Source organism: Oscillatoria nigro-viridis PCC 7112 (assembly GCF_000317475.1).
Lineage (GTDB): Bacteria > Cyanobacteriota > Cyanobacteriia > Cyanobacteriales > Microcoleaceae > Microcoleus > Microcoleus nigroviridis.
In genome coordinates, this window is record NC_019729.1 from 6,567,262 (window position 1) to 6,588,889 (window position 21,628).

Annotated in this window: 14 protein-coding genes, 1 pseudogene and 1 CRISPR repeat array; of the genes and pseudogenes, 14 read left to right on the forward strand and 1 reads right to left on the reverse strand. The window is 46.8% G+C overall.

The genetic code is table 11. From position 1 onward, the window contains the following. The first annotated feature begins 29 nt into the window (after positions 1-29). The 10 genes and pseudogenes from OSC7112_RS27450 (at position 30) to OSC7112_RS27490 (ending at position 13,422) form a co-directional block, all read left to right on the forward strand. Positions 30-2,771: a hypothetical protein gene (locus tag OSC7112_RS27450; protein ID WP_015178943.1), complete on the forward strand. Its 2,742-nt coding sequence runs from the start codon at positions 30-32 to the stop codon at positions 2,769-2,771. Positions 2,772-2,782: 11 nt separating this feature from the next. Continuing rightward, positions 2,783-3,799, forward strand: coding sequence for a type I-D CRISPR-associated protein Cas7/Csc2 (gene cas7d / locus OSC7112_RS27455; protein WP_015178944.1), 1,017 nt, complete (start codon positions 2,783-2,785; stop codon positions 3,797-3,799). A gap of 176 nt (positions 3,800-3,975) precedes the next feature. After that, the gene (gene cas5d / locus OSC7112_RS27460; RefSeq protein WP_015178945.1) at positions 3,976-4,779 is read left to right on the forward strand and encodes a type I-D CRISPR-associated protein Cas5/Csc1; all 804 of its coding nucleotides are present in this window, start codon (positions 3,976-3,978) and stop codon (positions 4,777-4,779) included. Further along, positions 4,760-7,036 carry a type I-D CRISPR-associated helicase Cas3' gene (cas3, locus tag OSC7112_RS27465; protein ID WP_015178946.1) on the forward strand — a complete coding sequence of 759 codons (2,277 nt, stop codon included), beginning with the start codon at positions 4,760-4,762 and terminating at the stop codon, positions 7,034-7,036. The genes cas5d and cas3 overlap by 20 nt, the downstream gene beginning before the upstream one ends. 3 nt (positions 7,037-7,039) lie before the next feature. Beyond that, the gene (gene cas6, locus OSC7112_RS27470; RefSeq protein WP_015178947.1) at positions 7,040-7,882 is read left to right on the forward strand and encodes a CRISPR-associated endoribonuclease Cas6; all 843 of its coding nucleotides are present in this window, start codon (positions 7,040-7,042) and stop codon (positions 7,880-7,882) included. Between the two features lie 422 nt (positions 7,883-8,304). Further along, positions 8,305-8,898, forward strand: a complete 594-nt coding sequence (cas4, locus tag OSC7112_RS27475) for a CRISPR-associated protein Cas4 (protein WP_015178948.1) — start codon at positions 8,305-8,307, stop codon at positions 8,896-8,898. 27 nt (positions 8,899-8,925) lie between these two features. After that, a complete protein-coding gene (cas1d, locus tag OSC7112_RS27480; RefSeq protein ID WP_015178949.1) occupies positions 8,926-9,927 on the forward strand; it encodes a type I-D CRISPR-associated endonuclease Cas1d in 1,002 nt (333 codons plus the stop codon). 2 nt (positions 9,928-9,929) lie between these two features. Next, complete coding sequence (gene cas2, locus OSC7112_RS27485) at positions 9,930-10,205, forward strand: CRISPR-associated endonuclease Cas2 (protein WP_015178950.1); 276 nt, start codon at positions 9,930-9,932, stop codon at positions 10,203-10,205. A 251-nt stretch (positions 10,206-10,456) separates the two neighbouring features. Beyond that, positions 10,457-11,949: direct repeats of the CRISPR family, unit length 37 nt; unit sequence GCCGAAATAAACCTAAAACCCTATCAGGGATTGAAAC. A gap of 29 nt (positions 11,950-11,978) precedes the next feature. Next, a pseudogene (locus tag OSC7112_RS41320) lies at positions 11,979-12,267 on the forward strand (transposase); the annotation flags it as partial. 36 nt (positions 12,268-12,303) lie between these two features. Next, on the forward strand, positions 12,304-13,422 hold the full coding sequence (locus tag OSC7112_RS27490) for an alkene reductase (RefSeq protein WP_015178951.1): 1,119 nt from the start codon (positions 12,304-12,306) through the stop codon (positions 13,420-13,422). Positions 13,423-13,613: 191 nt separating this feature from the next. Here the strand turns inward: OSC7112_RS27490 and OSC7112_RS27495 are convergent, their stop codons facing one another. Next, positions 13,614-13,871, reverse strand: coding sequence for a hypothetical protein (locus tag OSC7112_RS27495; RefSeq protein WP_015178952.1), 258 nt, complete (start codon positions 13,869-13,871; stop codon positions 13,614-13,616). An 81-nt stretch (positions 13,872-13,952) separates the two neighbouring features. On the opposite strand from OSC7112_RS27495, the gene OSC7112_RS27500 reads away from it, so the two are divergent. The 4 genes from OSC7112_RS27500 (at position 13,953) to OSC7112_RS27515 (ending at position 21,573) form a co-directional block, all read left to right on the forward strand. After that, positions 13,953-14,960, forward strand: coding sequence for a protochlorophyllide reductase (locus OSC7112_RS27500; RefSeq protein WP_015178953.1), 1,008 nt, complete (start codon positions 13,953-13,955; stop codon positions 14,958-14,960). 634 nt (positions 14,961-15,594) lie between these two features. After that, positions 15,595-17,757 carry a ShlB/FhaC/HecB family hemolysin secretion/activation protein gene (locus OSC7112_RS27505; RefSeq protein WP_015178955.1) on the forward strand — a complete coding sequence of 721 codons (2,163 nt, stop codon included), beginning with the start codon at positions 15,595-15,597 and terminating at the stop codon, positions 17,755-17,757. A 143-nt stretch (positions 17,758-17,900) separates the two neighbouring features. Beyond that, positions 17,901-18,518, forward strand: a complete 618-nt coding sequence (locus OSC7112_RS27510) for a Uma2 family endonuclease (RefSeq protein ID WP_015178956.1) — start codon at positions 17,901-17,903, stop codon at positions 18,516-18,518. 106 nt (positions 18,519-18,624) lie between these two features. Then, the gene (locus OSC7112_RS27515) at positions 18,625-21,573 is read left to right on the forward strand and encodes a two-partner secretion domain-containing protein (RefSeq protein WP_051041562.1); all 2,949 of its coding nucleotides are present in this window, start codon (positions 18,625-18,627) and stop codon (positions 21,571-21,573) included. Positions 21,574-21,628 lie beyond the last annotated feature (55 nt).

The window sequence follows — 21,628 nt, forward strand, 5'->3', positions numbered from 1 at the left end:
CATAAAAATCAACAGATTAGGGCAAAATTATGTCCACAAAAAGTTTGCTTTTTGACGAAGAAACAACAACTTTAGACGAGCGCTATTTTGCAGAAGTTCGTCCGAAACTGTACCAACTGCATACCAATCACGGACAGTATGGCACTCGCCAAGGACGCACCCTTGCCGAACACCTCGATTCGGCTTGTCAGTTCGTTTTAACGGTTAGCAAAATTGCCGGAGTTCCCGATGACAAACGCGCTTGTATTCTGGCCGCGACTGCCGTTCACGATTTGAATAAGCTGGCAGACGACGGACGCAATGTTAAGACGTTGGCACGCGATCGCCCTTTTTTGCTACAACAACTCGATCGCGCTTGCGTTTCCAAATTCGCCCAAACTGATGAAGAACTCGAACTCGTCCGCCGCCTGATAGAACGCCATTCCGGCCACAACGCCAGCGATCCAATGCGTTTTTTACCAGAAGACCCCAATATCAAACGTTGGGCCGCGATGTTGATTGGGGGCGACTTATTTGACTTAGGAATTGACGAAGAAACACGCATTCGCAAAGTCGAAAATGAGTTAACAGTTGCATTGCAGCGTGACAGTAAGTTGTTTCAGGTCACTCTTTCCGAAGACCGAGGTTATCTGACTTCGCTGTTGCTGTCAGCTTGTGAAGAGGTTTTGCACGATCGCAATTTGCATACTCTCGCCATTGACCCCAACGGTCAAATTTTTGTCGGAGAAGCCTTTCCCGACGGCGATTTAAGCTTAATTCTCGCTCAAAAATGGCAAAAAAAGATCGATCGCGTCTTTAGCAGCAACGTCGAACAACTCGTGAACGCCACCAAAGACGGCATCAAAATCGACCCGCAAGCCATCCAACAAAATCCCGAAGCAACTTTAGACGAAGTAGATAAGTTACTGCTAAAAAAAGCCAGCGGTTACAAAGTGGAAAAAGTCGCCAAGGATATTGACAAATATGGCGGAGATGCTGGAGAAAATGCCGTTACCGCAGCCGCTGCTGTCGGCTTGCATCCAGTTTCCAATGCCGATGAATTTGCCATTTCTGAAGGACTAAAAACCGCTTACCTCAGCTATCGGGCCGCCGAACTCAGCCCCAAGGAGGTTTGGGATCGAATTGCCGCGCAAGTCGGATTATCCCCAGAACAGCGCGCAGCATTGGAACCGTTTAACGCCCAGTACGGACGCTGTTTGTTTGCTGCCAAATCCATTGAGGGCGATCGCGAACAGAAGCTAGAAAAGGTATTTGCCGCCTTAGAAGATTCATTTCAACTGCGCGGCAAAGCCGAAGAGATAGACGTATCTGAAGAATTGGTAAATGCCGTTCGGCAACTACTCAACTTTTCTACACCTGCGAACTGGCAAGGCTTTAACGAACTCACAGCCTACGTTGAAGCCAACCCGCGCCAGCGCTGTTCCTTGGGGACGACATCGCTACAAATCGGCGAATTGAGTTCCCCAAAAATGCCACCGGGAACCAAAGTCCAAGCTTTTTCCAATCGTCTTCCCGGCGGCATGATTGCTGAACCCAAACGGCGGGCAGATAACTTATCGGCATTAGGTTATCAGTTGATGGCAGTTGGTGCAAATTTCCCGAACTCTGTCAAACAAGACCCGCTATATCTTCACTTTGCCCTCCCAAAAGGATCGAGTATTGAACTCAGAATAATTTGGCAAAATTTTCTGAGGAATACCGCAGCCCAAAATGAAGATGGGACAGTAACAGTTGACGAAATTAAACTTTACCGCGAAAACGAGATAGTCTTTCAATCCAACAAAATGGTTGGCTTGGCACTGCCAAAACGTCCTGAATTTATCAACTCAACGGTGACAATTCCCGTACTGTGGGGAGAAGTTAATAACTCCCTGGCGTTGCTAAAATCGCTCAGATTGGCGTTGGAAATGAGTTTGGCCTTTGACTTGGGTTTTCCCTTTGTTTTGGGTGCCAATCTGGAAGTCGAACCAACTTGGGATTTTTTCGGAAAAGTTGAAGGAATTCCGTCATCTTTGCAGCCACTATTAGGCAGCGGCCAGTATCGGCGAAACGGTCATTTATCCAAGGAAGAACGGCGCACGGCAGTAACGGCAGAGCAAGTTTTAGAACGGCTGCGCTGTATCGGAAAGCTAGCTATTTCGGTGGCAAGTATTCAGAAAAAAGATGACTGTTTGTATGACTTGGCGCGGGCGGCAACTCGTCCCTTGAGTTTCTATTACGTCCTGCTGCGCTGGCTGCTGCGGGAACAAGATGACCCCAACTTGGAGGCAGTTTGGTCTCGGATAAAAGAACCTTTGAATACTTTACTGAGGAGTCTCATGTCAGAAGAACACGATCGCGTTTCTAGCTATCTCAAGCAAGCCGCACACATTGCCGAATTTGCCAAGTTGCGGGGCAGTTCCTTCCGCCGCACTGCCCAAACTGAACCGTTTTCGGAATTTATCAAAGCTGTGCGATCGCGAAAATCTCATATGGATTGGGACACGGTATTTGCCTCCCTAGTGCAGCAATATCACAACCGTCTCGATCGCATTCGAGAACACGGGGCGGGTGCGACAAAATACGAACAAATCAAGCAGTTTTATCAAGTTTTGCAACAACTATTTGAGGAGGTTTATCACTCGCGTCCCGAACGACTGCTAACTGATAGCAAAACCCTCGAAGCTGCCTACTTGTTTTTTTTACAAGAAGCGCGTCAAGAACTTAAGTCTAAAACCGAATCTGCAACCACGTCTAAAACAGAATCTGAATCCACACCTGCAAACAACTAGGAGAATACAAAATGTCGATCGCAAAATTGCAACCATTCCTCGCACCTAGCTACGAAAACTTCCCCAAAGGCCGCACCATCGGGATTGTTGTCCTTCGTACCACGCAATCGGAAACCATTTTTCGGACAGAGGGAACGGGCGAACCGATGTGTAATGAATACGTGCAAGCTGGCATTGAAGATACCGAATCAATTCCTCGGCTGGTGATGACAAAACGCAAACAAGTTGCACCGGAAAGGCGCAAAGGACGAGAGTTTTTGCGATCGCACAATCTTCTCTACACGGCACCAAAAACTGATGCAATTTGTGCTCTCAATACTAATGCGCCTTGTGAAATGTGCGTTGATTGCTTCCTCTACGGCTTCGCAGCGGGGGGAGAAGGGGCTCAAAAAAGCCGGGTGTGGACAGAGGATGCGTTTAGCGTGTTGCATTCGACAGAACTAATTGCCGATCGCACCATCAATGCTATCTTTGAAACCGGAACTATGCGCGATGAAAAGGGTAACGCTTCGACGGCCCTCAACACCAGCGAATACATCAAACCTGGGGTTCACTTCCTCGATATTGTCACCCTCAAAGATGTCACCGCTGACGAACTGCGCTACACCCTCGGCAACATTTTATTAACCAGTCGTTACGGTGCAGTTTCCAGCCGCGTGGGACGCATGGACAATCAAATTCTCGGTGTATTTGGCGGTATTGCTGAACTGCCGAGTTCTCTGGAATTAGTACAAGGGGTTTATGACAAGTTGAAAGCCCAAAATACCGCCCTAGAACATCCTTTAAAAACCGCATCTTTAGTAGATGCAACTCAGGAAATAATCGGCAGTTGGACAAATAAACGAGGCATTTCGATGCAGCTTTCCCCAGCCGAATGTGACGCGCTGATTGCCGATGTCGATCGACATTGGTCGCTACCGGAACAAGAAACCTTCCTCAAACGCCTCGATGAATCCTATGCACCTTGGCGGAAGGTGAAGAGTGAAAACAAGACCAAAGGGCGAGGTAAAAAATCGGAGGAATCATAAATCCTCTCGGTGTGTCGGGACGGGTTTACAAATATCCAGGATAAGACTTACCCATCGGAGCAGAGAAACCGGGTTTTTTTACGGAAATAGTGCATCCGGGCTTTTAATGTTAGTAAAAAACCCGGTTTCTTAGTCCCGATGCGTAATTCCTATAATCGTTTAAATTAATCTCAACCATGCCGCAATTAGAACTTTTCCGAACTTCTTTCACTTCGATAATTGCCTATCAAACCGCACGCTTAGTCGAACTTTGGTGCGCCGAACCCGTGTTTTTTGCCTCGCGGGAATTGTCCGATACTTACTATACCGAAGGGGCGATCGGCAATTATGCACTAGCCTATGCTTTAGGTTGGGCGCGATCGCCCTATCGCCTTACCGGCCAAGACACCAGCAGACCTCGGTATATAGAAGATTTAACGCCCCTTTCCGGTAATAGCTACATCCTCCCCGCATGGCCGGCTGGCGGCACTTTATCCTTCCGATTTGAGCGGTTTAACGCTCTTTCTGACTCCTATTGGTATGCGATGACAAATAACCGAGTAGCAACGGCGCGCGAAGATTTACCCCTCAGTAGAACGGGGAAAAAACCCAGTACCTATCGCCCTAGCAACTTCCCCCAAACCGGGCGATTGCGAGTAATTGAACGGGGAAATCGGTTTCAGACATTAGTATTTGGCGATCGCGAATTGCCCGAATACATTCGCGTCGGCAAATTTACCAGCAAAGTCCGCGTTGAAATCGTGAAAAAACTCGATTTTGTGCAACTTCCGAGGGGCGATTATCGCTGCAATACTTATCTCAGCGCTGCCGACTTACCTGCAAATATCGAACTCCTCGCTTTCGACTTAATTTCGATGCCGCCCGCATCGTTATTGAAAAATCTTTCGTTTCGCGGTGAAGCGCTGCAAGCCGGTGATTTTATTCTCCCAGCTAACCTTGAATTTTGTGGTGGAAACAACAATGGATCATCTGAAAATTAAACTCGAACCAGCAAGCATTTCTGCCTGTCCCCAATTGCCTAAACCATTGGAATTTATGGGACAAGCATTGCAGCATCAAGTCGATGTTTATGAAGCGTCCGAAAATAATGATATCATTCTAGACCTCGCACCGACTGGAACGGGAAAAACCAAAGCCGGATTGAGTGTTTTGCTGCACAATTCTCAGCGCAATGCTATCTATATCGCCCCGACAAATGCCTTAATTGACCAGCAAACGGAAGCCGCCGAAAAATTTGTTCTGGATGCGCGTTTACCTCATCTCGTGAAAGCTGCTTCTGCTAAACAAGTCAATTCCTGGCCCGACGATCGCGTTGGGAAACGTTCAGGGGAAAAAATCTATAATGTTTTGCGCGAACCTGCAACTATTTTTCCCGAATGCGGTGGCGGTAGACCAATTTTGCTGGTGACAAATCCGGATATTTTCTACTACGCTGCATTTTTTCAATACAATCCACTCGATCGCGGAAATATTGCCAGTGAATTTTACAGCAGTTTCTCGACTGTAATTTTCGATGAATTTCACCTTTACGATGCCAAACAATTAGTTAGCTTGTTTTTCTATCTCGCTTTATCTAAAGAGTTTGGCTACTTTCAGTACAAGAGAAAAATTGTTCTGTTGACGGCAACACCAGAACCTGCTTGTGAAGAAGCCTTAAATGTGTTAGGAAAAAATGGGGTAAAAATTGCTCGAATCGATGGCAAAAGTCAAATTAGTTATCTACGTCCTTCTCAAACTGAAGTCAATCTAGAAATTCGCAAGCAGGTTGATAAAGAAACTACGATCGCAGAAATTGTGCAAGAAGTTCTACGGCGACTCAGAGAAAATCCTGACCAAAATGGGGCGGTAATTCTTGATGCCAAAGATACCCTAGGGCGCATTTCTGACCAATTGCGCGATCGCGGATTTTCCGATTTCTGCGGGCGAATTACGGGGGATACACCGAAGGAAGAACGCCCGCTGGCCGCCCAAAAACAAGTGATTCTAGCTACGAGTACCGTTGATGTGGGCTTCAACTTCGATCGGGAGAACGAAACGCCCCGGCAAAATCTCGATTGGTTGATTTTTTCCACGCGCGATCGCTTTTCATTCTGGCAGCGCATCGGGCGTGTCGGAAGGGTTTTAGGGAAAACGCAAACCGAAATTCCTTCTGAGGCGATCGCCTATTTACCCGATCGCGCTTGGGAACAAGGCATCGAACAACTTGACTGTTTTGGCGGACGCAAAGCCCTGACGGAAATGTTAGAAAGTCTAGACTGCATGAAGCGTCCGTTTCTCGACATTTACTGGCGTTCCGAAGCTTTTCTAGAAATTGCCAAACCATTATTAGAACTAGAAATAGTGTTTGACAATTTGCCCGAAGCAAGTTTAGTTATGCAGCTTTATCAAACCATGCAAATAGTGTTGGGAGGTAAACGAGACTGGAATTCTTACCGGCGGCGGATGAAAGTATTGCAAGGTGCCGAAAATGTGGCTAAATCCACTATCAAACAAATTCAAAAAGAGTGGCAATACATTAAAGGCGGTCAAAACTGCGTCATCAGTTTTATGCAAGCAAACTATCCAGAAGATTGGGCAGAAATAGATTCTGGGAGAACGTCAATCGAATTAGTTGAGGAAAAAATCCGCAAAAACCAAAAAGTCGCCGAAGAGTTGAAAGAATACGCGACAATTCTCAAAGCCAGCTATGCACCACTTTTCAAATTTCGAGAAAGTTTGTTTGAAAATGTCAAAATTTACGACCCCAAAAACTTTTTACTCGATGAAGTCGGCGAAACCAATCTCGATCCCATTCACCTGCTGAGATTTTTTGAATTTGCGTCCGATGAAAATGGGATTGTGCTTACCGATCGCGCCACCGAAACTTACGGGCTCAAATTTGCCTTGCAAGTTGCAGATTTAGAAGATTTTGCGAACCACTATCTTGGCAAACTTTATGCTTTTAAAAATTGTAAGATCGAACGGACGATCGGCGATAACGTCCGTCCCACAGCGTTAATTTCCCAGCTTACACCACCCTTAATGCCCGGTGTGATTGTCCGAGAACATCGCAAAAATCGCTGGGCAATTCTCAAACTCAGAAAACAAGGAATCGAATGCTATCCGATTACGGTCAAAGATAGCTTTGCTAACGAACAAGAATATACATTTTTTCCAAGTTTATCCGGCATTTTGGCGATCGCCTCCGCTGGCGTTACCTTAAAATGTCCTGACAATCAAGAATTCTGGGTAATCTAAATTATGCCGCACAGCCTGGTTCTCAACATCCTTCCCCTGGCCCCAATTCCCCCCGGATACCTCACCGGAAGACACCTGCACGCCCTCTTTCTCACCCTCGTGAGCTCCGTTGACAAAAAACTCGGCGATCGCCTCCACGATGCCGCCGCCCAAAAATCCTTCACTCTCAGCCCTTTGCAAACTAAAAAATGCCCTTTCAAAAAACACCATTTCCTGCAATGGGAACACACAGAACCGATTCCAGAACATACCCTCTGTTGGTGGCGGATTACTCTGCTTGATGACACTCTATTCGGCCAATTAACTAATCTTTGGCTGAATCTCAATCCGTCGAAGCCGTGGCATCTCGGGCCCGCCGATTTGATGATTGCTAAAATTCTCGGAACGCCCCAAGTAGATCAACCTTGGGCTAATGCTTGTAGTTACTCTCAACTTTACGAACAAGCTTCCGAAACTAATCGTTTAATTGCTTTCAGTTTTGCGACTCCTACTACTTTTAGGCAAGGCAAATTCGATTCAGTGATTCCTACTAGAGATTGCGTTTTTAACAGTCTACTCAGTCGCTGGAATAAGTACAGCCCGATCGCAATTCCCGATCTTTCCTTCGATGCACTTTTTTCCAGTTTTGTCAATATCCGAAGTGAAAGATTGACTAACTATCAAAGCGATTTTGTGGGCATGGTTGGGGAGGTTAGTTATCGGATTTTGGGAGATGTCGAGCCTTTAGTGATTAAGCAAATTAATGCTTTGGCTGATTTTGCTGTTTACTGCGGTGTGGGCAGGAAAACTCCGATGGGGATGGGAATGACTAGGCGAATAGTTGTTAAAAAAGTTCTTGATAACTGAACGTAAAACCCATAGTCTGCCAGCGGTTGAAACGCGATTTTTACAGTAGGGGATACGCAAGGGCAAGCCTTAACGTAAAACCCATAGTCCGCCAGGGGTTGAAACCCCTGCCTCAAAGCTAAAGTCCTCTAAAGAGGACTGCAAGTATGAATGATTAAATTGCTTCTTCAGTCGGTTTCAACCTTTGCGCTTACTGTTACCTACAAGCTCAAAATCTCATCAATGATTAAATTACTTCTTCAGTCGGTTTCAACGCAGTAATTCGTAAGCTTGGAGGTACGGCACATACTTCATCAATGATTAAATTACTTCTTCAGTCGGTTTCAACCGACTTTAGCTATGAGACAGGGGTTTCAACCCCTGGCGGACTGGGGCATCACTAATTAATTCCAATTACCAATCTATTACAAACCCTTAAAATTATGAACGATTCTGATTACATTTCGATCGCATCTCTGAACCAGTATTCTTACTGTCCTCACCGCTGTTGGCGAATGTCCTGTGCGGGAGAATTTACGGATAATCAGTATACCATAGAAGGCACGAGTTTGCACGATCGCGTTCACACGATGGGCGAGATTAATCGCGATGAAAATTGGCAGGTGCGGGCGATTTGGCTGAAGTCTGAAAAGTATAAACTCATTGGTAAATCGGATTTGATTGAGTCGGCGGAGGGCGAACTTTATCCCGTGGAATACAAGCGGGGACGGAAGGGAGAATGGGATAACGATGAGTTGCAAGTTTGCGCCCAAGCGCTTTGTTTGGAGGAGATGACGGGGAAAACTATTGCGACTGGATATGTGTATTACGCGCAGTCGCATCAGCGGCAATTAGTCGAGATTTCTGAGGGGTTGAGACAGGAGGCGATCGCCACTATCACCGCTATCCAATTTTTGCTGCAAACAGGCACAATGCCTAGACCTAATTATACCAAACGCTGTCAAGGTTGCAGCCTTTATCAGCAATGTTTGCCACAAGCTGCCGATAAAGTCCTGCGCTATCAAGAAGCTAATTAATCCAAACTACAAATTTAGGAGTCAATCGTGGGGACACTGTATATCAATCAAGATGATGTGTTTATTGGGAAAACAGATGAACGCCTCAATGTCAAGGCAAAAAATCAAATGTTACAGGATGTGCCTTTGATTCATTTAGATGGAGTGGTGATTTTGGGACGGGCGACTATTTCTCCGGCGGCGATCGCAGAATTGCTACAACGCAAAATTCCTCTGACTTTTATCACCGATACCGGTCACTATTTGGGTAAGCTGGAACCGGAATTAAGTAAAAACATTTTCGTTCGCAATGCTCAGTGGAAAGCGGCGGGGGAAACTCCGCAAGCTATTCATGTTGTCCGGGGTTTTATTCGCGGGAAAATGAAAAATTATCGCAGCAGTTTATCTCAAACTCAGCGGGAACATTCCGAACTAAATTTAGCCTCGGCAATTATGCAGATTTCCAATGCGATCGCCAAACTTGACAAAACTGACAATATTGACTCTTTGCGCGCACAGGAAGGTGCTGGTAGCGCGGCATATTTCAGGGTTTTCAACCAATTAATTCGCGCGGAAGGCTTTGTGTTTCAACCGCGACACCGCCCTGCTACCGATCCGGTGAATTCTTTGATGAATTTTGCTTACACGCTGCTGCGTCACGACGTGCAAAGCGCCATTAATATTGTGGGATTTGACCCTTATTTAGGATACCTTCACATGCAGCGCTACGGCCGCGCGGGTTTAGCATTTGATTTGATGGAAGAATTCCGCCCTTTGGTAGCAGACAGTATCATTTTGAATGCGATTAACCGCCGAATTCTGACGCCGAATGATTTTACTGTGGAACCGCTGAGTAATGTGGTGCGACTGTCGGAAACGGGACGGAAAGAGTTTCTGAAGTTGTATGAAAAGAAAAAGCAGTCTGAGTTTAAGCATCCTGTTTTGAAACGCAAGTGCACCTATCAAGAAGCTTTTGAAATTCAAGGGCGGATGTTGGCGAAATATTTGATGGGCGAGATTGACAAATATCCACCTTTAGTTTTGTACTAGATATGCACATTCTGATTTCTTACGATATTTCCGAAGACAAGCGCCGGATAAAGATTCACAAAATGCTCAAGTCTTACGGGCAGTGGATGCAGTACAGTGTGTTCGAGTGTGCTGATTTGAGCGAGACTCAGTATGCTAAGTTGCGATCGCGCCTGAACAAAGTCATCAAACCGAACGAAGACAGTATTTTGTTTTTCCCGCTGTGCGCCTGCTGTCAGGGTAAGATCGAACGTATTGGTGGCGTAGTGCCAGTCGATCGCACAATATTTTTTGCTTAGTTTCCGTGAATCGGTAGGTGTTAAAATCGGGGTATCAAATTTTTCGGCTCAAACTCATGTCCGGCAAGAGTTTGATGCCCCCAACCTGAAAAAACGATTCACGGAAAGTCTGAAAGCTTTACAGGATAAGGTTTTGGAGTAAGGAAGAAGAATTTGCTATTGACAAGGCCCAGGCTGGAATGATACTTTGGTTTTAGATTCACGGAACTGCACCTTGAAAACCAAATACAGCAAGGCTTCTGGAACGGGCGGCCGAAATAAACCTAAAACCCTATCAGGGATTGAAACTCAACAGCAGCACCGCAGCCCAACAGCTCCAATCCGCCGAAATAAACCTAAAACCCTATCAGGGATTGAAACTCTGCAACGTATTTTTCTGCTAATCGAAAACCGCCGAAATAAACCTAAAACCCTATCAGGGATTGAAACCGCTCCTTCAATTCCAGATGTAAAATTATCGGGGCCGAAATAAACCTAAAACCCTATCAGGGATTGAAACCAATATCATTTTTAGAAATATTGGAAATATTTTGCCGAAATAAACCTAAAACCCTATCAGGGATTGAAACGCAATTCAGCAGGTGTGCCAGCTAATCGATAAAATTCGGCCGAAATAAACCTAAAACCCTATCAGGGATTGAAACTGACGAAAGTTTGGCGAAATATTCTCAGGCTCACGCCGATCGCATGCCGAAATAAACCTAAAACCCTATCAGGGATTGAAACGCAATTCTGGTAAACCTACCAAGCGGCATTTGTGCCGAAATAAACCTAAAACCCTATCAGGGATTGAAACTTGAACTCAATCGCGCCGCTGGGTTCTGACTCAAGCCGAAATAAACCTAAAACCCTATCAGGGATTGAAACACGCGAGCGCCACATTCGTAACGGTTGTCGTCGAGCGCCGAAATAAACCTAAAACCCTATCAGGGATTGAAACTGGAAAAGTATTTTTAGATTAAGATGTACGGTGCTCTGAAAGCCGAAATAAACCTAAAACCCTATCAGGGATTGAAACTGAGCAAATAAATCACTTCTCAAACACAGAATTTTAGCCGAAATAAACCTAAAACCCTATCAGGGATTGAAACTATCCCTGACGGTAACAGTTGGTCTGTAACAGTTGCCGAAATAAACCTAAAACCCTATCAGGGATTGAAACATCTGCAATTCCAATTCACTTTACCTAATAGGAGCCGAAATAAACCTAAAACCCTATCAGGGATTGAAACTTTCCAGCCTCGGATAACTGATTCTAGTAACTCGCCGAAATAAACCTAAAACCCTATCAGGGATTGAAACTACCTTCACTTTGTACCAATCTTTTGATTTCCAAAGCGCCGAAATAAACCTAAAACCCTATCAGGGATTGAAACTTGCCAAGCATTGATAGCAAAATCGTCCTTGAGGGCCGAAATAAACCTAAAACCCTATCAGGGATTGAAACTTCATAGATGTGGAATTTGACGTTTTCCATGAGCGCCGAAATAAACCTAAAACCCTATCAGGGATTGAAACTTCCGCTCTTCGCAAGTTGGTAGATGATGTCGCCACACCAGAGCCGAAATAAACCTAAAACCCTATCAGGGATTGAAACTTTTCCTTATTGATGTTAACACGCTTACAGCTAAAGCCGAAATAAACCTAAAACCCTATCAGGGATTGAAACCTTATGATGGAACGGTTAGGCGGATCAAATTCACTGGCGCCGAAATAAACCTAAAACCCTATCAGGGATTGAAACTTCGCAGCTATCCATCTCCTTACTCATCTCTTTGGCTAGAAACAAGTTTACTTCCAACACTTGTCACAGCACAGGTGGTGGTCATGGATCATCTCACATTTGATAAAAGTGGTCGGATTCAGGAATTGATTCAAACAGCAGGGTGTAGACTATTATATTTACCGCCATACTCTCCAGAGTTTAACAAAATTGAACAAAGAAGAGTCTTGGCTAAAAAGTCAAATTCGTAAACAGCTTGATGAGTTTGATTGCTTACATTTTGGCGACCCTTGGATGTCTTGCGCCTTGCATCCTAACACGAGCCGTTGCTATATGTGATTTCCCAGATTCTTCAGTTGAGAAAACCTCAAAATTATGACCACTCAAACAACTTCTCCACTCCTACTCAGTCCCTTCAAAATCGGAGATTTACCCTTAAAAAACCGGGTACTCATGGCACCCATGACCAGATCCAGAGCCGGTGAAGCGCGGATGCCCAACGCCTTGATAGCAGAGTATTACGCTCAGCGAGCCTCCGCTGGTTTAATCATTACAGAAGCCACAGTGGTTTCTAGTCAAGGTAATGGTTGGCTCAATACGCCCGGTATTTATTCAGACGAGCAAGGCGAAGCTTGGAAACAAGTTGTGACTGCGGTTCATGCCCGCGAAACCCCGATTTTCATGCAGCTTTGGCACTGCGGACGAGCTTCCCACAGCAGTTTTCATGAAAACAATCAATTGCCAGTTGCAGCGTCTGCCATCAAAATAAACGGAGAAGGCATTCATACCCCTCTAGGCAAACAACCCTACGAAACTCCCCGCGCTCTAGAAACCGATGAAATCTCCCTGGTTGTAGAAGATTATCGCAAGGCGGCTGAACGAGCAAAAATGGCAGGTTTTGACGGTGTAGAAATTCACGCGGCAAACGGCTATCTCATTGACACATTCCTGCAAACCAAAACCAATCACCGCACTGATTCCTATGGCGGCTCAGTTGAAAACCGTTACCGTTTTCTTAAGGAAATTGTCGAGGCGATTATCACAGTATTTCCCGCAAACCGCGTGGGAGTTAGGCTTTCTCCCAACGGTATTTACAATGACATGGGTTCTCCAGAATATCGCGAAGATTTTCTGTATTTCGCGGAGCAGTTAAATGCCTGTGATTTAGCTTACCTTCACTTGGTGGACGGTTTGGCTTTTGGCTTTCACGAATTGGGAACGCCGATGATGATAAGTGAATTTCGCGATGTGTTTGCAGGGGCGATCGTCGGCAACTGCGGATATACTCAAGAACAGGCTGAAACGGCCCTGAGCAGCAAAGTTGCGGATTTAATAGCTTTTGGTCGGGATTTTATCAGCAATCCCGATTTGGTAGAGCGTTTTACTAATGGTTGGCCGCTCAATCCCCCTGCTGAAGTCGGCGTCTGGTATTCTTTTGGGCCAGAAGGTTATATCGATTTCCCTACCTATCAGGAACCGGCAGCTATTTCTTAGGAATGAGAATTAAATAACTTACACTCTTGAAAGTGGGGTGGGCTCTTATAGCCCGCCCTTTTTGGACGGGCGGAATCGGCCCATCCCACCATAACAATTAAAATTGTAAGTTATTTAATTCGCGATCCTTAGTTGAGTTGGTTGGGGCGGGTTTATCAATAAATACCGAGTATGTGCATCATAGATCGTGGTCAACCCGCCCCTAAAAGATGTATGGTTACTTGCTCAAAATAGGAGTCGGAGTTGGAGTCATATTTAATTTTAATCGCCCGTTGAGAGCCAGCATCTCCTACTTGTAAAAACACTTCTTCTGGCTCCTTTCTTCTGCCTCCTGCCTCCTGCCTCCTGCCTCCTGCCTCCTGTCTCCTGGCTCCAATTTCTAACTTGGCTGCAAAAGTGAGAGGCTCCCAGTTGAGATCGAGAACGTTTCCCCATATCCTAATAACCATAGGGTACTTCCAAACATCCAAGCTGCTAGCTCAGCGTTTGAGTGCCTGAAAAAAATCAATAGCGGAAGCGCTTTTAACAAGATGGCACAAAATCACAAATCAACGGTTATCATTACCGGCGCTTCCTCCGGCGTCGGTTTGTACGGCGCGAAAGCTCTCGCAGACAAAGGATGGCACGTAGTCATGGCCTGTCGGGACGTGCGGAAAGCCGGAGACGCCGCCCGAGAGTTGGGTATACCTGAAGGCAGTTTCTCCATCATGGAGATTGACTTGGGCGATTTGGAAAGCGTGCGTAGGTTTGCTCGGGCATTTAAGGCCAGCGGCAGGCGTCTGGACGCTTTGGTGTGCAACGCCGCCATTTATATGCCTTTGATTAAGGAACCGCTGCGGAGCCCGGAGGGTTACGAGTTGACGATGACTACCAATCACCTGGGTCATTTCCTGCTGTGCAACCTGATGATGGAAAATATGAAGCCTTCCTATTATTCCGATCCGAGAATCGTGATTTTGGGAACCGTGACTCACAATCCAGACGAGTTGGGCGGGAAGATTCCGCCGCGCCCGGATTTGGGCAAGTTTGAGGGTTTTGAAGCGGGTTTCAAAGACCCGATTTCGATGGTTGACGGCAAGAAGTTTGAACCGGTCAAGGCTTACAAAGATAGCAAAGTTTGCAACGTGCTGACGATGCGGGAATTGCACCGCCGCTTTCACGAATCCACGGGGATTACTTTCACTTCGCTGTATCCGGGATGCGTTGCGGATACGCCGCTGTTCCGCAACCACTATCCTTTGTTTCAGAAGCTGTTCCCGCTGTTTCAGAAGAATATCACCGGGGGTTACGTGTCGCAGGAGTTGGCGGGAGAAAGGCTGGCGATGGTGGTTGCCGATCCAGAATACAAGCAATCTGGGGCTTATTGGAGTTGGGGAAATCGCCAGAAAAAAGATGGTAAGTCTTTTGTACAGAAGGTTTCTCCCCAGGCCCGCGATGATGAAAAAGGCGAGCGGATGTGGGAGTTGAGTGCTAAGTTGGTGGGATTGACTGACGGGGCTCAAATGGGTGCTGCGGCTGGTGCGGGCCGCTCTGCATAATTCAAAGTTACAAATCCCCTCTCGACCTTGGCGGTTGAAACGGCGTCTACGCACAGGATGTGGGTAGACGCTGACTCAATAATCAAGGGGGTATTAAAGTCGGATTTGGGATGATGCACCAAAATCAAAGAAACCGGCTTTTTTAGTCGCTCTGCGGGTTGTAACTCACATCTGGCACTATTCTTAAGAACAGGCAAGATGCCTGTGAAGCGAGAAAATTTATCTCTTGTGGAACAGGCATCTTGCCTGTTCATAAAAAGATTATTGAGAATGGTGCCATAACTCAGTTGTAACGGGTTTTTTCGGACACAACCCGGTTTCTGGTTTACCCTGGTGTACAGGGCTATTCTGGTTGCTGCATTAGCATGAAAGCGTAAGTTTTGCAACTAAAAAAAATTGTCTTTTTTTACTGTTTACGATCGACTTACACGATATTTTTTCGGATAAGAACCCGATTGGTGCGTAAGTCTTGGGAAATGGACAGCAGTCGATCGACCTTTTGGTTTTTAGCCGTTGCGAAACTGTTGGCTGCGACGGCTGTTTCCTTTTTTGCTGTTAAGATTGATTTTTACTTGAGGGTGCTCACTTCCTGAAAATATTTTCCCCCACTTAAGCGAGATAATAATTAGATCCTATGGCTGGTCGCTCACAAAAACTATTTTTACTCGCTGGAATTTTTGGGTTAGTTTGGCTGGGAAAACCAGCGAAAACATCCGCTAGCACAGTTGAAATTTTGACCTCAAATGTTGAGGATTTGGCAGCAGTTAGCAGCGGAGACGATCGAGCTTTCCTTCCCGATACTAATCTTGACAAACGCCAAGACTTGCCCGTAAAAAACGAGGAAACGCAGTTACCCGCTGAGTCAGAACGATCGGCGGCGGCGGAAACTCCCGACTTACCGCCGTCTGCGGCAAATTCAGTCGATGCGACATCTTACACCATTCTCAAGAACAGGCAAGATGCCTGTGAAGCGGGGAGTGAGTTTGATTGTGGGGTGGGCATTCTGCCCGCCCGTAAAATGCTTATTGACAATGGTGCAACATCTCAGCCCGATCGCACATTCAGCACAAAAACTCAAGAAACCGAGCTTTTTAACCGAGCTCGAAAACTAGAAGAAAGTATTGACAGCAAAAAAATTGATTTGGGTGGCGATCGAGCCTCGCATCTGGCCCAACTGCCCAACCCAATTCTGCCGCGAGAACCGGAATTGCCAGCTCCTGAGCCGCCGCAACCCCCTGCGCCGTCTCCCCTCCAACCCACCCGGCCAACACCCGTTGAAAGCGAAATTAGACCGGGTATTCCCGGTACAATTAAGGTCGCTGGCTTTGAATTTGAGGGCAACACAGCTTTTAGCGATCGCGAACTCGCAGAAGTTACGCAACAGTTTGCGGGGCGCGAAATCACCTTTGCCGAACTGATCGCAGCCGAAGCAGCCGTCACTCAAAAATATGTAGCCGCGGGATACATCAATTCCGGCGCTGTAATTCCCGCCAACCAAACCTTTCCGAGAGAAGGAGGTGTGGTGAAAATTCGGATTGTAGAAGGCGGATTAGATGAAATTGTGATTACTGGAAACAGGCGCTTAAATTCAAATTACGTGCGATCGCGCCTCGATCGCGCCACCAGACGCCCCCTCAACCGATATCGGCTGCTGGAAGCCTTGCAACTGCTGCAACTCGACCCGTTAATTGGCAATATTTCGGCCGAATTGCAAGCCGGAAGCCGCCCGGAAAACAGTCGCTTAGAAGTGCGCGTCAAAGAAGCAGACAGCTTTAGCGCTGAAGTGTTCGCAGACAACAACCGATCGCCCAGCGTCGGCAGTTTTCGGCGCGGTGTTCGCATCAATCAAGCAAATTTGCTCGGTTTGGGCGACGGATTAGAGGTATCTTATGCTAACACCGACGGCAGCAACGAATTCAACGGCAGCTACACAGTCCCCGTCAACGCGCGCAACGGCACGATTGGGTTCGCTGCGAGTGCTGCTAGCACTAACATCATCGAGGAACCGTTCGATGCTGCCCAAATTGAGGGGAAATCGCGGACTTACGAATTAACTTACCGCCAGCCGATTGTCGAAAAGCCCGATCGCACTTTGGCTTTGGGACTGAGTTTTTCGCGGCAAGAAAGCGATACATTCCTGTCGGGGAAACGATTTGCGCTTTCGGCGGGAGCAAATGAGCGCGGTGAAACCCGGGTTTCGGCTGTGCGGTTTTTTCAAGAATACGTGCAGCGGAGTTCCAGCCAAGTGTTCGCGGCGCGATCGCAATTCTCTCTCGGCACTAATCTGTTCGGCGCTACTGCGAACGATAGCGGGCCCGACAGCCACTTTCTGGCGTGGCGCGGACAAGCGCAATACGTGCGGCTGTTAGCGCCCGAAACCTTGCTGATAGTGCGTTCCGACATTCAATTAGCCGATCGCCCCCTGCTTTCCCTCGAACAAATCGGGATCGGCGGCGTTCAAAGCGTGCGCGGATACCGCCAAGATTTGCTGTTAACTGATAGCGGTGCGATCGCGTCTGCTGAAGTGCGAATCCCGGTTTGGCGTGTCCCGGAAGTCCAAGGATTGTTGCAAGTGGCTCCGTTTATCGATTTTGGGGTAGGGTGGAACCATTCGGAGGAAAAGCCGAATCCCGACTCGGATAAACTGCTGGGTGCGGGTTTGGGGCTGGTTTGGCAAATGGGCGATCGGTTGAATGTGCGTTTAGACTACGGTATTCCTTTGATTAATGCTCGATCGGGCGATCGAACTTTGCAGGAAAAAGGCTTATACTTTCGGATTAATTACTTTGCTTTCTAGCTAATTCGACCTGGATTTTCAACCCCTGTCTATAGTGAAATTCTACCACTAGGACGACTAAATATAGTTTAGCTAATTCCCCGATCGACTTCAATCTAAAATCTAAAATCTAAAATCTAAAATCACACAAGAGGGCTTGTCTTATGGTTCAGATAAAAACTAAACTAACATTTGCAGAGTTTCTCGAAAAGTACCCAGAGGGATCGGGCATCTACGAACTTGTAAATGGAGAGATTGTCAAAGTGGAAGCAACCAGAGCTCATAAAAATGTGGCACGATTTCTTGTTAAGTCTTTCGACAGAGAAAGCGATCGCTTGGGACTTGACTATATCGTTGACAAAGATATAGTTTTGAGAACTGTAACAGCGTCTGGACAAGAACAAGGCAGAAATCCTGATGTTGGCGTGGTTAAGGCATCAGTATGGAACAGCAATGTACGCGGCTACGGAGCTCTTACCGAACCTATCCAATTAGCAGTAGAAGTTACCTCAACTAACTGGGAAGACGACTATGTGGATAAACTAGATGAGTATCAACGCCTCGGCATTTGTGAGTATTGGATTGTGGACTATTTAGCGATCGCTTCTAGGGCTTATCTAGGAAATCCCAAAATTCCCACCGTTTTCGTTTACTCTTTGGAAAATGGCAGTTATTTAGTTCAAAGTTTTAGAGGTAATGAGCGAATTATCTCTAAAACTTTTCCCGAACTAGAAATCACTGTAGAGCAACTTGTACTCAGCAGCCAAATTCAAAACATTTAGAGAAACGAGATGAGCTTACACCGATAAATTTTATCCTGGAAAGAGTATTTTTATGCCTCCCGTCCATTACTCTTTACTATTTTCACCGTTCTCAAAAACAGGCAAGATGCCTGTTCCACAAATACTATATTTTATTGTGAGGTGGGCATTTTGCCCGCCCGTAAGTTACTCCCTACTGTTTGCTTTCCTGTTGCTATTTCCCTCGAAAACCTTCGCCCAAATCATTCCCGATAATACCCTGGGCCCGGAAAGTTCGCGCACAGTTACCGATACTATCAACAACTTACCCTCAGATAGAATCACTGGCGGCGCAATTCGCGGCGTTAACCTCTTTCACAGCTTGCGCGAATTTAACATCCGTGAAGGGCGGGGAGCTTATTTTGAAAATCCCAGCGGAATTGCCAACATCTTCACCCGCGTTACGGGCGGCAACCCTTCTAATATTTTAGGAACTCTGGGAGTTTTGGGAAACAGTAACTTATTTTTAATTAACCCAAAAGGAATTATATTCGGCCCGAATGCGCGGTTAGATTTGCGCGGTTCCTTTATCGGTTCAACCGCTGACAGTGTTGTGTTTAATAACGGCGTTGAATTCAGCAGCACCAACCCGCAAACATCCCCGCTGTTAACCGTTAATATTCCCGTAGGTTTAAGATTTAGAGACAATCCCGGTGCAATTGTCAACCAATCGACGGCTTTAGGAAAGGTAAACCTGCCAGCTTCTCCCGTGCCGATTCCGATTAGCGATCGAGTGGGTTTAGCCGTAGAACCAGGTCAAACTTTAGCACTCATTGGCGGCGACATCCAACTCCAAGGCGGCAATTTAACCGCCAGCGGCGGACAAATTTTACTCGGTAGCGTCGCCAGTCCCGGTTTAGTTAATTTTGCACTAACCCCTGCTGAGCAACAGCCGGCTAATTTAACTGTTAATTATGACAACATTCAGAACTTCGGCAATATTCAAATATCCAATGGATCACTGATTAACACCAGCGGCATTGGTGGCGGCAGAATAGAGTTAAAAGGTGGAAATGTCGCCCTCAGCGGTGCGCGAATTTATGCGCTGACACTGGGAAATATTGACGGTAGAGGTATCGATATCACCGCTCAAAAGTTGCGAGTGGAAAACGGAACGCAATTTTCTACCCTGACTCTAGGAGATGGTGCAGGAGGCGATATCAATTTCCGGGCTGCTGATTCAGTAGAAATGAGCGGGCTGGGAGTTGAGGGCTATCAACAGGTTGCAATTAAATATTTGGTATCGGGAACTACAGACCCATTTGACCCGCTAATGATGCTGTTTAATGCTAGTGCTGGTAGCGGTTCGGGGGGCGATATTACGATCGACACCGGCCGCCTGCTCTTCAACAATGGCGTAGTAGGTAGCGGCATCGCTTTTGGTGGTGGAAATGGCGGAAATTTAATCATTCGCGCCAATACTTTTGAGATGGTGGGTTCTGGAATTAACAGCGGGACAGCTAAAGAAAGTAGCGGTGCGGGAGGAAGCATTAGTGTTGATGTCGAGAAATTAATTATGCGCGACGGTTCTATTCTCGGTACGACGAGCTACAGCAGCGGCCCGTCGGGGAATATCAACATTAAAGCTGCTGAATCAGTAGAATTGTCTAACAGCGGCCCGACAACAGTTGTGTCAACCGGAATCAGCACGCTGAGTATCGCATCTAACGGCAGGGCGGGGAATATTAACGTTGATACTAAACGGTTGACTCTCTCTGGAGGTTCGGCGTTTACATTGGGAACGGGTGTTTTAGTGGGCAGGTTTTTGTTTTCTCAGGAGGGCGGATCTGCTGGAAACTTAACAGTTAGGGCTACTGAATCAGTAGAAATTTCAGGCATTTCTCAACTTTTGAGCAGCGGAATTCAGAATGCGAGTGCGCTGACTTCTGGAACTTTGAGTTCTAGTCGGGGCGGGGATATTCGTATTGATACGCCAAGCCTAACCGTGCGGGATGGGGGGATAGTTTCTACGAGTTCTTTGGGTGTAGGAGATGTGGGGAATATTACTGTTAATGCCGATCGCATCGAGGTCAGCGGCAGCGGAAATAATGGTCTGTTTGTCAGTACAATTGATGCTTCGGTGGGCAAGATATTTGGTACTAATCCCAATGCTACTGCAAATGCCGGTTCGTTGCATCTGAAGGCCGATCGACTAATTGTCAGAGATGGAGCTACAGTGACGGTACAGGCTACGGGAACCGGACGCGCTGGTAATATCAATATTGTCGCAAATTCGATCGACCTTGACAACAAAGCAAGGATTGACGGTACGACTGTATCCGGTACTGGGGCGAATATTAACCTGCAAGCGCGAGACATCCAATTGCGCCGCAACAGCCAAATTACCACCGATGCAGGCACTTCTGACGGCGGCAATATCAACATCAACAGCAACATTCTTCTCGCCCTCCCCCAAGAAAACAGCGACATCACAGCCAACGCCCGCACAGCAGGCGGCGGCCGCGTCAATATCGATGTCCCCAATGTCTTCGGTTTTACAGCAGCGAGTCGCGAACAAGTCAGAAACAGGTTAGGGCTCAGTGACGCCCAATTTGCAGCGTTGCAAGTAAGTCCTACCTCTCTGCTTCCCAGCAGCGACATCGCCGCGATTTCCCAAAGTGGCGGCCCAGCTTTGCAAGGGGCGGTAACATTTAGTTCTGTTGGAGTGAATCCCGTTCAAGGTTTAGTGGAACTGCCGCAAAATGTGGTGAATCCGGCTGCGTTAATTGTCGCAAATCCCTGCATCGAAGGGGCCGAGAACGAGTTTACCGTGACTGGGCGGGGGGGAGTGCCACCGAGTCCTAATGAAGTTCTCAGCAGCGCAGAAGAACCGTTTCCGTGGGTGGAACCAGCGGTAGGTGGAAGTCAGCAAGTAGAAAGCCAAAGAGCATCCATAGAAATTAGACCAACAGAAATTATTCCCGCTCAAGGTTGGGTAATGGACGATCGAGGACAAGTAAGGCTGGTAGCCTATAATTCACGTGGTGGTGCATCTCTTCTGCGTCCGAAACCGACGGGTGTTTGCGTACCTCGATAGGTAAGCTGTCGCGCATTTAAATTGTATATTCTCCGCGGGCTCATAGGCCCACCCC

What these genes read in the sequence shown, in the direction of transcription:
- OSC7112_RS27450 (WP_015178943.1), top strand. Translation starts at nt 30, where the DNA reads ATGTCCACAAAAAGTTTGCTTTTTGACGAAGAAACAACAACTTTAGAC.
- cas7d (WP_015178944.1), top strand. Translation starts at nt 2,783, where the DNA reads ATGTCGATCGCAAAATTGCAACCATTCCTCGCACCTAGCTACGAAAAC.
- cas5d (WP_015178945.1), top strand. Translation starts at nt 3,976, where the DNA reads ATGCCGCAATTAGAACTTTTCCGAACTTCTTTCACTTCGATAATTGCC.
- cas3 (WP_015178946.1), top strand. Translation starts at nt 4,760, where the DNA reads ATGGATCATCTGAAAATTAAACTCGAACCAGCAAGCATTTCTGCCTGT.
- cas6 (WP_015178947.1), top strand. Translation starts at nt 7,040, where the DNA reads ATGCCGCACAGCCTGGTTCTCAACATCCTTCCCCTGGCCCCAATTCCC.
- cas4 (WP_015178948.1), top strand. Translation starts at nt 8,305, where the DNA reads ATGAACGATTCTGATTACATTTCGATCGCATCTCTGAACCAGTATTCT.
- cas2 (WP_015178950.1), top strand. Translation starts at nt 9,930, where the DNA reads ATGCACATTCTGATTTCTTACGATATTTCCGAAGACAAGCGCCGGATA.
- OSC7112_RS27490 (WP_015178951.1), top strand. Translation starts at nt 12,304, where the DNA reads ATGACCACTCAAACAACTTCTCCACTCCTACTCAGTCCCTTCAAAATC.
- OSC7112_RS27495 (WP_015178952.1), bottom strand. Translation starts at nt 13,871, where the DNA reads ATGGTTATTAGGATATGGGGAAACGTTCTCGATCTCAACTGGGAGCCT.
- OSC7112_RS27500 (WP_015178953.1), top strand. Translation starts at nt 13,953, where the DNA reads ATGGCACAAAATCACAAATCAACGGTTATCATTACCGGCGCTTCCTCC.
- OSC7112_RS27505 (WP_015178955.1), top strand. Translation starts at nt 15,595, where the DNA reads ATGGCTGGTCGCTCACAAAAACTATTTTTACTCGCTGGAATTTTTGGG.
- OSC7112_RS27510 (WP_015178956.1), top strand. Translation starts at nt 17,901, where the DNA reads ATGGTTCAGATAAAAACTAAACTAACATTTGCAGAGTTTCTCGAAAAG.
- OSC7112_RS27515 (WP_051041562.1), top strand. Translation starts at nt 18,625, where the DNA reads ATGCCTGTTCCACAAATACTATATTTTATTGTGAGGTGGGCATTTTGC.